Source organism: Streptomyces sp. NPDC006510 (genome assembly GCF_040611955.1).
In the GTDB taxonomy this organism is placed as follows: Bacteria; Actinomycetota; Actinomycetes; order Streptomycetales; family Streptomycetaceae; genus Streptomyces.
The window spans coordinates 143,062-156,379 of record NZ_JBEXPH010000001.1; the positions used below are offsets into that span (position 1 = coordinate 143,062).

At 72.8% G+C, this 13,318-nt stretch carries 11 protein-coding genes; 9 read left to right on the forward strand and 2 right to left on the reverse strand.

Features of this window, described 5'->3' with window-relative positions; translation table 11 throughout:
- Positions 1-49: 49 nt before the first annotated feature.
- Positions 50-3,004: an FAD-binding and (Fe-S)-binding domain-containing protein gene (locus tag ABZY11_RS00735; protein WP_356477010.1), complete on the forward strand. Its 2,955-nt coding sequence runs from the start codon at positions 50-52 to the stop codon at positions 3,002-3,004.
- 88 nt (positions 3,005-3,092) lie between these two features.
- On the opposite strand, the gene ABZY11_RS00740 is transcribed toward ABZY11_RS00735, so the two are convergent.
- The gene (locus ABZY11_RS00740; protein ID WP_356477011.1) at positions 3,093-3,992 is read right to left on the reverse strand and encodes a LysR family transcriptional regulator; all 900 of its coding nucleotides are present in this window, start codon (positions 3,990-3,992) and stop codon (positions 3,093-3,095) included.
- Between the two features lie 150 nt (positions 3,993-4,142).
- Between ABZY11_RS00740 and ABZY11_RS00745 the strand changes: the two genes are divergently transcribed.
- Positions 4,143-5,120, forward strand: a complete 978-nt coding sequence (locus tag ABZY11_RS00745; RefSeq protein WP_356477012.1) for an EamA family transporter — start codon at positions 4,143-4,145, stop codon at positions 5,118-5,120.
- Between the two features lie 88 nt (positions 5,121-5,208).
- Positions 5,209-5,637: a DUF3592 domain-containing protein gene (locus ABZY11_RS00750; protein ID WP_356477013.1), complete on the forward strand. Its 429-nt coding sequence runs from the start codon at positions 5,209-5,211 to the stop codon at positions 5,635-5,637.
- Positions 5,638-5,673: 36 nt separating this feature from the next.
- On the opposite strand, the gene ABZY11_RS00755 is transcribed toward ABZY11_RS00750, so the two are convergent.
- Positions 5,674-5,847, reverse strand: coding sequence for a hypothetical protein (locus ABZY11_RS00755; protein WP_356477014.1), 174 nt, complete (start codon positions 5,845-5,847; stop codon positions 5,674-5,676).
- Between the two features lie 307 nt (positions 5,848-6,154).
- Here ABZY11_RS00755 and ABZY11_RS00760 point away from each other — a divergent pair, with 307 nt between their 5' ends.
- The 6 genes from ABZY11_RS00760 to ABZY11_RS00785 all read left to right on the forward strand — a co-directional run bounded on the left by ABZY11_RS00760 (position 6,155) and on the right by ABZY11_RS00785 (position 13,265).
- Positions 6,155-6,376 carry a mersacidin/lichenicidin family type 2 lantibiotic gene (locus tag ABZY11_RS00760; protein ID WP_030709583.1) on the forward strand — a complete coding sequence of 74 codons (222 nt, stop codon included), beginning with the start codon at positions 6,155-6,157 and terminating at the stop codon, positions 6,374-6,376.
- A 25-nt stretch (positions 6,377-6,401) separates the two neighbouring features.
- Positions 6,402-6,644 carry a mersacidin/lichenicidin family type 2 lantibiotic gene (locus ABZY11_RS00765; RefSeq protein ID WP_266689336.1) on the forward strand — a complete coding sequence of 81 codons (243 nt, stop codon included), beginning with the start codon at positions 6,402-6,404 and terminating at the stop codon, positions 6,642-6,644.
- A gap of 88 nt (positions 6,645-6,732) precedes the next feature.
- A complete protein-coding gene (locus ABZY11_RS00770; protein ID WP_356477015.1) occupies positions 6,733-10,047 on the forward strand; it encodes a type 2 lanthipeptide synthetase LanM family protein in 3,315 nt (1,104 codons plus the stop codon).
- The gene (locus ABZY11_RS00775) at positions 10,041-10,553 is read left to right on the forward strand and encodes a hypothetical protein (RefSeq protein ID WP_356477016.1); all 513 of its coding nucleotides are present in this window, start codon (positions 10,041-10,043) and stop codon (positions 10,551-10,553) included. Before ABZY11_RS00770 ends, ABZY11_RS00775 begins: the two co-directional genes overlap by 7 nt.
- The gene (locus ABZY11_RS00780; RefSeq protein WP_356477017.1) at positions 10,550-12,697 is read left to right on the forward strand and encodes a peptidase domain-containing ABC transporter; all 2,148 of its coding nucleotides are present in this window, start codon (positions 10,550-10,552) and stop codon (positions 12,695-12,697) included. Before ABZY11_RS00775 ends, ABZY11_RS00780 begins: the two co-directional genes overlap by 4 nt.
- A gap of 52 nt (positions 12,698-12,749) precedes the next feature.
- Complete coding sequence (locus tag ABZY11_RS00785; RefSeq protein WP_356477018.1) at positions 12,750-13,265, forward strand: multidrug transporter; 516 nt, start codon at positions 12,750-12,752, stop codon at positions 13,263-13,265.
- The last annotated feature ends 53 nt before the right edge of the window (positions 13,266-13,318 follow it).

The window sequence follows — 13,318 nt, forward strand, 5'->3', positions numbered from 1 at the left end:
GGCGGCGCCGGACGGCCCCAGTGGCCCGATCAACGGCATCCTGGGCCCCATGGCCGCACATCAGAATCCGACGGAACGCGCCGAACTCGCCCAGGCCCTGCGCACCGCGGTCCGCGGCGAGGCCGACTTCGGTGCCACCGCACGGGCGTTGACGACGATGGACGCCTCCAACTACCGCCGGGTACCGCTCGGCGTGGTCTTCCCGCGCGACGCCGACGACGTGGCCGCCGCACTCGCGGTCTGCCGCGCGCACGAGGTGCCCGTGGTGCCGCGCGGCGGCGGCACCTCCATCGCGGGGCAGGCCACCGGTACCGGCGTCGTGCTCGATCTCACCCGCCACCTGCGCGCGATCGTCGAACTGGACCCCGGCGCCCGTACCGCTGTCGTCCAGCCGGGCGTGATCCTGGACGAGCTGCGCGCCGCCGCCGCCCCGCACGGCCTCACCTTCGGCCCCGACCCGTCCACGCACAGCCGCTGCACGCTGGGCGGCATGATCGGCAACAACTCCTGCGGCGCGCACTCGGTCGCCTGGGGCACCACGGCCGACAACGTGCACACCCTGACCGTGGCCCGCTACGGCGGCGACACCCTGCGACTGGGCCGGGGCGGAACCCCCGAGGCCCTGGCCGGCCTCCCCGAACTCATCCGCACCAACCTCGCCCTGCTGCGCACCCGCTTCCCCGAACTCCCGCGCCGCATCTCCGGATACGCCCTGGACGCCCTCCTGCCCGAACGCGGCACCGACCTCGCCCGCGCCTTCTGCGGCAGCGAGGGGACACTCGGTGTGGTGACGGAGGCGACCGTACGACTGGTCGAGGCACCGGCCGCCCGCGCACTCGCCGTACTCGGATACGCCGACGAGGCCGCGGCCGCCGAAGCCGCCCCCGGCCTGCTCCCGCACCACCCGCTCACCGTCGAGGGCATGGCCGCCGATCTCGTACGGGAACCGGTCGGGCTGCCGCGCGGCGGTGCCTGGCTCTTCGTCGAGACGGGCGGCGCCACCCCGGTCGAGGCGCGGGCGCACGCCGAGCGCGTCCTCGGGGCGGCCGACGCCCTGAACGGCACCGTCGTCACCGACCCGGCCGGACAGCGGGCCCTGTGGCGGATCCGCGAGGACGCGGCCGGCACCGCGACCCGGATGCCGGACGGCACCGAGGCCTGGCCCGGCTGGGAGGACTGCGCCGTACCGCCCGCCCGCCTCGGCGCCTACCTCCGCGACTTCCGAGCCCTGCTCGCCGGACACGGGCTGCGCGGCACTCCGTACGGGCACTTCGGCGACGGCTGCATCCACGTCCGGATCGACTTCGACCTGCTGAGCACGGAGGGGGTGGCCCGCTTCCGCCGCTTCTCCGAGGAGCTCGCGGACCTGGTCGTCGCGCACGGCGGATCACTGAGCGGCGAACACGGCGACGGTCAGGCCCGCGCCGAACTGCTCCCGCGCATGTACGGGGACGAACTGGTCGCCCTCTTCTCCCGCTTCAAGGACATCTGGGACCCGTACGGCGGCATGAACCCCGGCATCCTCACCCGCCCCGCCCGCCTCGACGAGAACCTCCGTTTCGACGTGCTGCCGAAGCGCCCGGTGGACGTCGAGTTCGGCTACCCGCACGACGGCGGTGACTTCTCGGCGGCGGTACGCCGGTGTGTGGGCGTCGCCAAATGCCGTACGGCGGAGCCGGTGGGCACCGGTGTGATGTGCCCGTCGTTCCGGGCGACCGGCGAGGAGGCCCACTCCACCCGGGGCCGGGCCCGGCTGTTGCACGAGATGCTCGCGGGCGACGCGGGCGGGGTGATCACGGACGGCTGGCGGTCGACGGAGGTACTGGACGCGCTCGACCTCTGCCTGTCCTGCAAGGGCTGCCGCAGCGACTGCCCGGTGGGCGTCGACATGGCCACGTACAAGGCCGAGTTCCTCCACCACCACTATCGGCGGCGGCTGCGCCCGGCCTCCCACTACACGATGGGCCGGCTGCCGACATGGCTGCGCCTGGCGTCCCCGTTCGCGCCCGCCCTCAACGCCCTGGCCCGGGTGCGCCTCCTCGCCGCCCTCGCCAAGCGGCTGGCAAGCGTCGCACCGGAGCGCGACATTCCGGTCCTGGCGCGGGAGACGTTCACCCGGTGGCTCAACCGGCGCTGGGGCAAGGGCACGTTCATCTTCTCGAACGACGAGGTGGCCATGGTCTGGCCCGACACCTTCACCGAACACCTCTCGCCCGAGGTGGGCCGGGCGGCGGTACGGGTCCTGGAAGCGGCGGGCCGCCACTCGATCCCCGCCGGCCGAGGGCTGTGCTGCGGCCTCACCTACGTATCGACGGGCCAGCTGGACAAGGCCCGCACGGTCATGCGCCGCACCCTGGACCGGCTGGGCGGCACACTCGGCGCCCCCCTGGTCGTCCTCGAACCGAGCTGCGCCGCCACCCTCCGCACGGACCTGCCCGAACTCCTCCCCGACGACCCGAGGTCCGCCGAACTGGCCGCGTCGGTGAGAACACTGGCCCAGTACCTGGAGGAGTACGCCCCCGACTGGCAACCACCCCGCCTGAACCGCCCGGCCGCCGGCCAGACCCACTGCCACCAGCACGCGGTCCTGGGCGACGCGGCGGAACGCCGACTGAGGGAACGCGCCGGACTGACCGGCGAATTGAGCGGCGGCTGCTGCGGCCTGGCCGGCAACTTCGGCTTCGAACGGGGCCACTGGAACGTATCCGTGGCCTGCGCGGAGGAGAGCCTGCTCCCGTCGGTACAAACATCGGAACCGGGCACGGCCTTCCTGGCGGACGGCTTCTCCTGCCGGACACAGCTGGAACAACTGGGCGGCGTACGCGCACACCACCTGGCAGAACTACTGGCAGCGGCCCTGCCCCCGCCCGACGCACCCTCCGGCCCGCCCGGCGGACCACCCGGACCGCCCGGCGGACCACCCGGACCACCCGGCCTGCCCGGCGGGCCATCCAGCCCCAACTCCAGCCCCTCCGGCGGACCACCCAGCCCGTCCGGCGTTTGAGGACCGGGGCCCGGGGCGGAGCCCCGGTTACGGGAAGGGGCGGGTAGGGGAACAGGCCCCCCGGCCCCGCCCACCCCGCACCGCCCCCTCACCCCGCAACCCCCCGCCCCACCACCTCCCGCGCCAGCGCGACAAGCTTCGGCAGTGCCGGATGCCCAGGCGCATCCCGCCGGGCGAGCAGGACGGAGACGCTCGGGGCGTCGACCAACGGCCGGTAGGCGACCCCGGAGTGCGGATGCATGTCGGCGGTGGACGCGGCGGAGACCCCGACCCCGCGCCCCGCCGCGATGGCCATCAGCCAGTCGTCGGTGTTGGCGACGGTGAGCGTCGCGGCGGGCCGCCCGCCCGACGGCCACAGCTCGACGGTGGTGGTGCCCGAGACGGTGTTGAGGACGACGGTCTCGCCCGCCAGATCGGCGAGACGGAGCGCGGCGCGGCCCGCGAGCGGTCCGTCCGCCGCCACCGCCGCCACCCGGTCCTCGTCGAACAGCACCTCGGTGACGAGACCGGGCGCCTCCACGGGCCCCCGCAGCAGCGCGGCATCGACCTCGCCGCGGGTGAGACCGGCGGTGCGGTCGTCGATCCGCAGCAGTTCGAGCGGGGTCTGCGGATACAGCTCCTGCCAGCGGCGCAGCAGCGGTGTGGTGTACGGGCCGAACGCCGACCAGGCGTGCCCGAGCCGCAGCGGCCAGTGGCGCAGCCCGCCGGCGTCGAGCGCCTCGTCGAAGGCGGCGACCGCGGCGGCGGCCTTGTCCCGGAAGGCGACGCCTTCGGGGGTGAGGACGAGATGGTGGGTGGACCGGTCGACGAGCCGGATGCCTAGGTGCTGCTCCAGGGCGGCGAGGGTGCGGGAGACCGCGGGCTGGGTGAGACGGAGCCGGGCGGCGGCGCGGGTGACGTTGCCCTCGTCGGCCACGGCGAGGAAGGCGCGCAGATGCCGCACTTCGATGCCGCGACCAGCGCTTTGTCCGGAACGCCCCATGCTCATGCGCGGGAAGCATAACCACAGCTCGACCGACATTTCACGTGCCACACGGAGGTACCTACCGTAAGAGGACGTACCGCACGGGAGAAGTGCAGTATCTTCAATCGAACAGTGCATTGAATTGCACTGTCGGATCCGGGAGGAACACCGCAGGTGAACGATCAGCGCAGTGCCGCAGGGGTGGTGGCCGTGGATCAGGCCGCAGCCGTCGCCGTACCCGAGGCGGCTCCCGCCCTGGGCGACGCGGCAGGCCCCGCTCGCCCCAAGAGCCGGGGCGCGGCACTCGCCCCGGTCGCGCTGGTGGTCGCGGGCGGCCTCTCCGTCCAGTTCGGCTCCGCGGTCGCGGTCCTGCTGATGCCGAGGGCCGGTGCGCTCGGCGTCGTCACCCTGCGTCTGGCCGTGGCCGCGCTGGTCATGCTGGCCGTCTGCCGCCCGAAGCTGCGCGGCCACTCGCGCGCCGACTGGGGCACGGTCCTCGCGTTCGGGCTGGCCATGGGCGGCATGAACACGCTCTTCTACCAGGCGGCCGACCGCATCCCGCTGGGCGCGGCCGTCACCCTGGAGGTGCTGGGCCCGCTCGCCCTCTCGGTGATTGCGTCCCGCCGCCCGATCAACATGGTCTGGGCCGGGCTCGCGCTGGGCGGCGTCGTGCTGCTGGGCGGGGGCGGCTTCGACCGCCTCGACCCGGTCGGCGCCGCCTACGCGCTCGGCGCGGGCGCCATGTGGGCGACGTACATAGTCTTCAGCGCCCGCACCGGCCGCCGCTTCCCCCAGGCGGACGGCCTGGCCCTGGCCCTGGTCGTCGCCGCACTCTTCTCTTTGCCCCTCGGCATCATGGAGGCGGGCTCGAAGCTGCTGGTCCCGTCGACGCTGGGGCTGGGCGCGGCGGTGGCGCTGCTGAGCTCGGTGCTTCCGTACACCCTCGAACTCATGGCGCTGCGCCGCCTGCCCGCGCCCACCTTCGCGATCCTGATGAGCCTGGAACCGGCGATCGCGGCCGCGGCCGGATTCCTGATCCTCGACCAGGCCCTGACGACCACCGACGCGCTGGCCATCGCCCTCGTCATCGGGGCGAGCATGGGCGCGGTACGCAGCCAGACGCGGCGCGCGAAGCCGCGCGAGCGGGTCTGACGCAGGTGCGCGGGCCGGGCAGGCCCTTGTCGACCCGCCGCGCGCACGGGATCATGGCGGCCCGTACACGGAACACGCCGGGGGAGCCATGGTCATCGCCGCCGTCTACTTCGTCCTCGCCGTCGGCGCGGCCGTGATGTTCGGGAGGAACCAGGACCGGCAGCTCCAGGGCCCCCGGCTCCGGGCCGCCTGGGCCGAGGGGCTCACCGCCGAGGCCCGGTGCATCTCCCTGCGCACCGAGGAGGTCCAGAGCCCCGAGGGCGGCCCCGTCGTGTACACCCACCCCACCCTGGAGTTCCGCACGGACGACGGGCACACCGTCAGCTTCGAGGAACGCCAGTCGCGCCTCACCCCGGCCCGGGGCGACTTCGTGACCGTCTACTACAGCGCCGCGAACCCGAAGGACGCGACCACCCGCGCCCCGTCCTTCGGAATGCGCCACGCCAGGTCCCTGCTCACCGGGGCGGGCAGCCTCTTCGCCCTGGTCTCGGCGGTCGTCATCGCCCTCGTCCCCTGAGCACGGCCCGGCACCGCCCGACCGCCGGGGCGCCGCTCATCCGGGGTTGACGGTGTCGAAGTACAGGCCGTCCGTCGTCGCGCCGAGGAAGAACCGCCCCATGGGCAGGCCGTCCGCCGGGCCGGGGCCCGGGAGCAGCGCGTCGTAGGAGGCGCCGGCCATCCACCGCGCGTGCGCGGGCGGGAACCCGGCCGGCACACGCGCGTCCACGCGCCGCCTCCCCGTGCCCTTTTCCGGTACGCGCCGCCTTCCCGCGCCTCCCTCGGTACGCCCTGCCTTCCCGCGACTCCTCCGAACACCTCCTCCGGAATGCCCCCCTGCCGCCCAAGTGCGGTGTCACCGGGCGGGGTTCGAAAGTCGCGGCGGTCCGCAGCGGCGATCGCCGGCGTATGCGCCGCGTGTGCGCACTGAGCCGCCCGCGCGGTATTCCGGCTGCATGAGGGCCGCTGAGGATGGCACTCGGAACCCGGCCTCCCAGGCCCGGTTCTCATCCTCAGCGAAAGGAGGTGACAGACAAATGAACCTTGTTCGCGCATGGAAGGACCCCGAGTACCGGGCCACCCTCAGCGAGGCTCCCGCCAACCCGGCCGGCCTCGTCGAGCTGGCCGACGATCAGCTCGACGGCGTCGCGGGCGGGACCACGTGGGCGTGCGCCACGATCACTCTGACCGTGACGGTGTGCTCCCCGACCGGGACCCTCTGCGGCAGTTGCAGCATGGGCACGCGTGGCTGTTGCTGAGCCTGACAGATTCCTACAAGGAGTGATGTTCGTGGACATAGTCCGGTCCTGGAAGGACGCCGACTACCGGCTGTCCCTCGGGAGTGAGGCCCCCGCCCATCCGTCGGGCGAAGGCCTCACCGCAATCACCGACGAGGAGCTGACCGAGATCAACGGAGCCGGCTCCGGAGTTCTCGGCACTCTCGGGTGCTGCTCGTGCCTGCCGTGGTATTCGGGCTGGACCGTATGTGGTCTCGCCTGCAACCCCGGTAAGCCCTGCAAGAACTAGCAGCGTACCGAAGAAACGGCGTGACCGGCAGGGGCGGGCGACTGTGCGCCCCCGCCGGTCACGTTCATGCCCCAGGAGGAAGAGCGGAATGCCTGACGTCGCAAGCGAGCACCCCACCAGCGGGTCGGCCGGGGCCCACCTCCCCTGGCACCGGGCCGCCACCCTGAGCGAAAGACTCGGCGGGACTCCGTCGCAGTCCGACCCGGTGCGAGGCGAGAAGCGCCTGGCCATGTGGCGGGAGCTGGCGCCGCTGACCGGTGAGCGCGCCACGCTGGACGCACGGCTCGCACCGCTGGGCGTCGGAGCCGACGAACTGGCCGCTCTGCTCGGCGAGAGCGACGCGTCCCTCGCCGCCCGCCTGACGGACGAACCCGACTGGCACCAGGTCTTCAGGCGCTGGTGGGCCGAGGGCATGGCCACCACGGACGCCAACCGCCGCCTCGACCCCGACATGGGCCTCCTGGAAGTGATCCGCCCCCTCGTGGAGGGTGCCGTCCACGAACTCGACGCGCTCGTCGAGGAACGCGTGCGGACCAGCGACGACCCCGTCATGGCCGACCCGGGCCACGTCCTCGACGTCGTCCGCGCGACCGCCCCGGCCGCCGACCTGCTCGGCCATGTGCAGCGGACCCTCGTACTCGAACTCAACATCGCCCGCGTCGAGGACCGCCTCGGCGGCGAGACCCCCGAGGAGCGCTTCTCCTCGTACGTCGAACTGCTCCGCTCGGAGGGCAACGCCCTCGCGCTCTGGGACGAATACCCGGTCCTGGCACGGCTGATCGTGGGCCAGCTCCGTTTCTGGATCGACACGCGGGTCGAGCTGATCGAGGCGCTCGTCGCCGACCTCCCCGCACTGCGCGGGAGCCTGCTCGCCGCCCCGGGGCCCCGGCGGCTCGAACGCCTGGAGTTCGGTGCCGGCGACAAGCACCGGCGGGGCCGCTCCGTCGCCATGGTCGAATTCGACACCGCCACCCTGGTCTTCAAGCCCCGCCCGCTGGCCATGGACACCGCCTTCGACGGGCTCCTGGACTGGGTCAACCGGCAGGGAGCCCCGCACGACCTGGCCCGGATCGGCATCGTGGACCGTGGCAGCCACGGGTGGGTCGAACAGGTCGACACCACCGCGACCACCGACGCCGAAGGCGGCGACCGCTACGCCTGGCGGCTCGGTGCCCTGACGTCACTCCTCTACCTGCTGCACGCCACGGACTTCCACTTCGAGAACGTGCTGGCCGCGGGCGAGTACCCGGTTCTCGTCGACCTGGAGGCGCTGCTGCACAACGACAAGACCGCGGCCGTCGTCAAGATCGACGGTGAGACGGACATCGCCGCGGTCACCCTCGCCGACTCCGTCCAGTCCGTGGGCATCCTCCCCAACCACCTGCTGGTGCGCGGCGAGGACGGCACCTTCGGCCTGGACGTCAGCGGACTGGCGGGCCACGGCGGGCAGTTGACCCCCATGCCGGTGCCCACCTGGGAGGGCAGCGGAACCGACCGGATGCGGCTGGTCAAGCGCCGGATGGAGATGGACGCCGAGCGCAACCACCCGATGACCGCCGACGGCGAACCGATCGACCTGGTCGGCCGGGTCGACTCGTTCGTCGAGGGGTTCACCCACGTCTACCGGCTGCTGGAAGCGGGCCGTGACGAACTGCTCGCCGCCCAGGGGCCGCTGGCCCCCTTCGGCCTCGTCCGGACCCGGCTCATCGCCAGGCCGACCCACATCTACGGCCGGCTGCTGCTGGAGAGCACCCACCCGGACTTCATGCGCGACGGCCTCGACCACTCCCGCTCGCTCGCCCGGCTGGCGGGCGGACATGTCGAGATGCCGGAGTCCCGCGACGCGATGATCCTGGACGAGGTCGCCGAGCTCACTCTCGGAGACATACCCATGTTCACCGTCGACGCGGAGTCCGGGACCCTGCGCGGCGGACTGGACGGCCGGCCGATCGGTACCCGATACCCGCCACTGACCGCCGTACGCGAACGCCTCGTCGCCCTCGGCGACGCCGACCTCGCCTTCCAGGCGCGGGTCATCCGCTCGTGCGTCGCCGCCACCGCCATGGGCGAGAGCGACGCCCGTTGGCCCAACTGGCACCGTCCCCGGCTGGACGGCGCGGCCGACCCCGGCGACTTCGCCGAGGAGGCCCTGCGCCTCGCGCACCGGCTGTCGGACCTGTGCATCCGCGACGAACACGGGCTGGGCTGGATCGGGCTGGACCTGGTCGACGAGAAGTACTGGCAGTACGCGCCCGCACCGATCGGCCTCTACACCGGGACCGCCGGCATCGCGCATGCCCTGGACGCCGTCGCGGCCGTGACCGGCGACGAGCGGACCGGCGAGCTGGCCCGGGCCGCCTTCGACCAGGTGGCGAAGCGGTCGGTGCTCATCGCCGAGACGCTGGCGAGCCTGGCGAAGAAGCCGGGAGCCGCAGAGTTCGGCATCGGCGCGTTCGGCCCGTTCGGCGGTGCCGTCTACGCCCTGGCCCACGCCGCCGTACGCCACGACCGGCCCGAGTACGCCGAAGCCGCCGCCACCCTGCTGCCCGCCATCGACGAACTCGTCGAGGAGGACCCCCTCCTGGACATCGTCTCCGGCTCGGCGGGGGCGATCCTCGCCCTCCTCTCGCTGGAGACCGCCCGGCCGGGCACCGGAGCGGCCCGGATCGCGGCGCGCTGCGCCGACCGACTGCTGGCCACCCGGCAGGAACGTGGCGAGGGATGGGGCTGGGCCACCCCCATCAACCCCGAGGAGCCGCTCGCCGGCTTCTCGCACGGCGCCTCCGGCATCGCGTACGCGTTCGCCCGGCTCGACCGGGTCGCTCCCCGCCCGGAGTACAAGGAGGCCGTCCGGCACGCGCTCACCTACGAACGGACCGCCTTCGACCCGGAGCTGCGCACCTGGCGCGACCTGCGGCCGGCCAACCTCGGCGGGCGTACGGTCATGAACGCCTGGTGCCACGGCGCCCCGGGCATCGCGATGGCCCGCAACGCCTTCCAGGAGCTGCGCACCGTCCCGGACCTGGCCGACCTGATCGAGAGCGACCGGCACATGGCGGTCCTCGCCGCCATCTCGACGGGCCTCGACCTCGACCCGGTGTCCGGTCTCGGCAACCACAGCCTGTGCCACGGGGACATCGGCAATCTGCTCATCATCGACGAGAGCAGCAGAGCCGACCAGGAGCCGGAGGTGGCCGGCCTGCTGCCCCGGGTGTGGAACACGCTGCTGCACGAGGGCCGGGAGAACGGCTGGCTGTGCGGCGTCCCGAAGGGCGTGGAGACACCCGGTCTCATGACCGGTCTGGCCGGCATCGCCTGGGGACTGGCGCGCAAGGCCGCACCCGAGCGGGTGCCGGACCTGCTGACGCTCGCCGCCCCGGACACCCGGGGGAAGACGTGCTGAACGGCGGGTCCGCACCGGCGGCCCCACCGGACGGCGCCCTCTCCGACGGCGTCTACCGGCCGAGCATGGTGGCGGCCTACCGCGCCAACCCGCGTGGCGCCGCCCGTACCGGCTTCCACCCCGAACGGATGCGGCCGCAGTGGCGATGGGCCCTGGCCGGGGCCCTGCTGCTCGCCGCCACGGTGGTGGCCGGCCTCATGGTGCGGGTGCCGGTCGGGCCGACCGGCACCCTGGCCGGCGTCAACGGACGCCAGGGCGTGCTCGCCTTCCCGGGCTTCGGCCCGCCGGCGAAGGGCAGCGACGTGCTGCTGCGCGTGGACGGCCGGCGTGTGGAGGGCCGGGTGAAGGACTTCCAGACCGGTCAGGGCGGGTCCCAGGTCACCATGGTGCTCGTCGAACTTCCCGGTGGCGTCGCCGGCGGACTGAAGGAGGGCGCGTCCGTGGTCCTCGACCAGGGCACCCGCCCGCTGCTCATGGACATCTGGGACGGAAGGGGCAACCAGTGACCATCATCCGCCGCAGGGTGCCCGTGCGGCTGCAGTCCACCTCGGTCGAGTGCGGCGTCGCCGCCCTCGCCATGGTGCTCGGCCACCACGGCCGCTCCACCACCGTCGCGGAGCTGCGCGACCGGATGGTGCTTTCGCGCGACGGGGCGAGCGCCGCCTCCATCGCCCGGCAGGCGCGCGAACTGGGCCTGAAGGTACGGGCCTTCCGCGCGGAACCGGAGGCGCTGCGGGGGCTCGTCCTGCCGCTGATCGCGCACTGGGGCATGAACCACTTCGTCGTCATCGAGCGCTTCACCCGCCGCGGGGTCGACATCGTCGACCCGGCGTCCGGACGGCGGCACATCACCTACGCGGAACTGGACGCGTCCTTCACCGGGGTGGCGCTGGAGCTGGAGCCGACCGAGGACCTCGAACGCCGCGAGGGCGCCGAGGCGGGACTGTGGTCCTTCGTCCGGCCCTTCCTGCCGCGTTCCGTGCCCGTCGTCTCCGGGGTCATCGGCGCCTCCGCCGCGCTCACGCTCCTCGGACTGCTCCCGGCCTTCCTGACGGCGTACATCGTCGACCGCGTCCTGCCCGGGCGCGGCGAGGACACCCTGTTCGTCCTGGCGGCCGGTCTCGTCGCGTACACCGTGAGCCACGGTCTGATGACGCTGGCCCGGGCCGAGCTGCTGCTGTGGCTGCAGACCCGGATGGACTGGTCGATGATGGGCACGTTCCTCAGACATCTGATGTCCCTGCCGTACAAGTTCTTCCAGCTGCGCACCGGGGGCGACCTGCTCGTACGGGTGTCGAGCATGACGTACGTCCGTGACGCCGTCTCCAGCCAGCTCCTGGCGGTCCTTCTGGACGTGGCCCTGCTCGGCGTCTACCTCGTGGTGATCGGCTTCAAGTCCCTGCTGTTCGTCGCCGCGATCCTCGCCGTCGCCACCGTCCAGCTCGTGATCATGTTCGCCTCCGCCCGGACCGCCCAGCGGCTGACCGAACGCGAACTCCAGGCACTCGGGGAGGCGCAGAGCACGCTCCTGGAAGCGGTGACCGGCGCCGAGACGGTCAAGTCCTCCGGCGCCGAACACGTCGTGGTGCGCCGGTGGTCGCAGAAGTTCTCCGAGCAGCTGGAGTCCTCCGTACGCCGGAGCAGACTGGACAACGCGATCGACGGAGTCCTCGGCATGCTGGGCACCGCGTCTCCGCTGCTCATGCTCGTACTCGGCGCCTACCTCGTCCTCAGCGACAACCTGTCGCTGGGAACGATGCTCGCGCTCATCGCCCTGGCCGGCTCCGCACTCGCCCCGGTGGCCCAACTGGGCCGCAGCATCAAGACGTTCCAGACCATCCGGGTCCACCTCGACCGGCTGCGCGACGTGCTGAACGAACCCCCGGAGTCCTTGGGACAGGGGTCCGGGAAGGCGGACCTGAGCGAGCCGATCACCCTGACCGACGTCAGCTTCCGCTACTCCGGGGACGGACCGGAGGCCCTGTCGGGCATCTCCCTCACCGTCCGGCCGGGCGAGAAGATCGCCATCGTCGGCAGCAGCGGTTCGGGGAAGTCCACCCTGGCCCGTCTCATCCTCGGGCTCTACGACCCGACGGACGGGGAGATCACCTACGGCTCCACCCCGCTGACCGAGCTGGACCTCGGACACCTGCGCCGCCAGTGCGGCGTCGTCACCCAGGACGCGGACATCTTCAGCGGCTCGGTGCTGACCAACATCGCGCTGGTCATGCCCGATGCCACCCTGGACGATGTCGTCGAGGCGGCCCGCCTCGCGGCGGTCCACGAGGACATCACGCACATGCCGATGGGGTACGAGACAATCCTCGGCGAGGGCGGCAACGGCCTGTCCGGCGGGCAGCGGCAGCGGGTCGCCCTGGCCCGCGCCGTCGTGCACCGGCCGAGGGTTCTGCTGCTGGACGAGGCCACCAGCCACCTGGACGCGACCACCGAGGCGGTCGTGCACGAGAACCTCTCGGAACTCGACTGCACCCGCATCGTCATCGCGCACCGGCTGAGCACCGTGCGCGACGCGGACCGCATCCTCGTCATCGACCGCGGCCGGATCGTCGAGGACGGTGACCACGAGGAACTGGTCGCACGAGGGGGTGCGTACGCGGCCCTCGTCGGCCAGCAACTGGTCCATGACTGACCGATCCCCGCTCACGTCCCCCCGGCCCGGCGTGGCACGCGATGCTGGGAGCATGACCCCTGTGACACGCTCCCGGCCGGAGCTTCTGAGGCGACTGCGCACGCTGACCCTCCTGGAAGCGGCGAACATCGCACTGATCGGCTGGGCGGTGTTCGCGGCCCTCGGCGCACCCTTCAGCACCGCGAACGCGGTGGGCTTCGCCCTGGTGGCCGGGCTCTTGCTCATCGGGTCCGGGTACTGGGCACTGAAGGCACGTCAACTGCGCACCGGAGCACGGCAACCGCCCGCGATCGGGGTGTTCCGCCCGCTCCGGCCGCTGTGCGCCGTGGCCCTGGCGGCCGGCCTCGCGGTCATGGTCTCGGCCCTCCCGGGACGGCCGCCGTCCGACTGGGCCCCCGGCCTCGTGCTGTACGGCCTGGGCCTGGCGGAGTACGTCAACTACTTCCACCGGCAGCTGATGCACGACACCGCGGCGGACTGGCGCAGGCTGCTGCGCACTCGCCGTCTGCGCAGATCGCACCTGGCGGAGGACCTGCGCGCCCACCGCGACCGGCACGTACGGACCTGACGGCCTCCACGCACGATTCAGCGGCCCCGACGCCCGTGCCCGTGACACCCGGC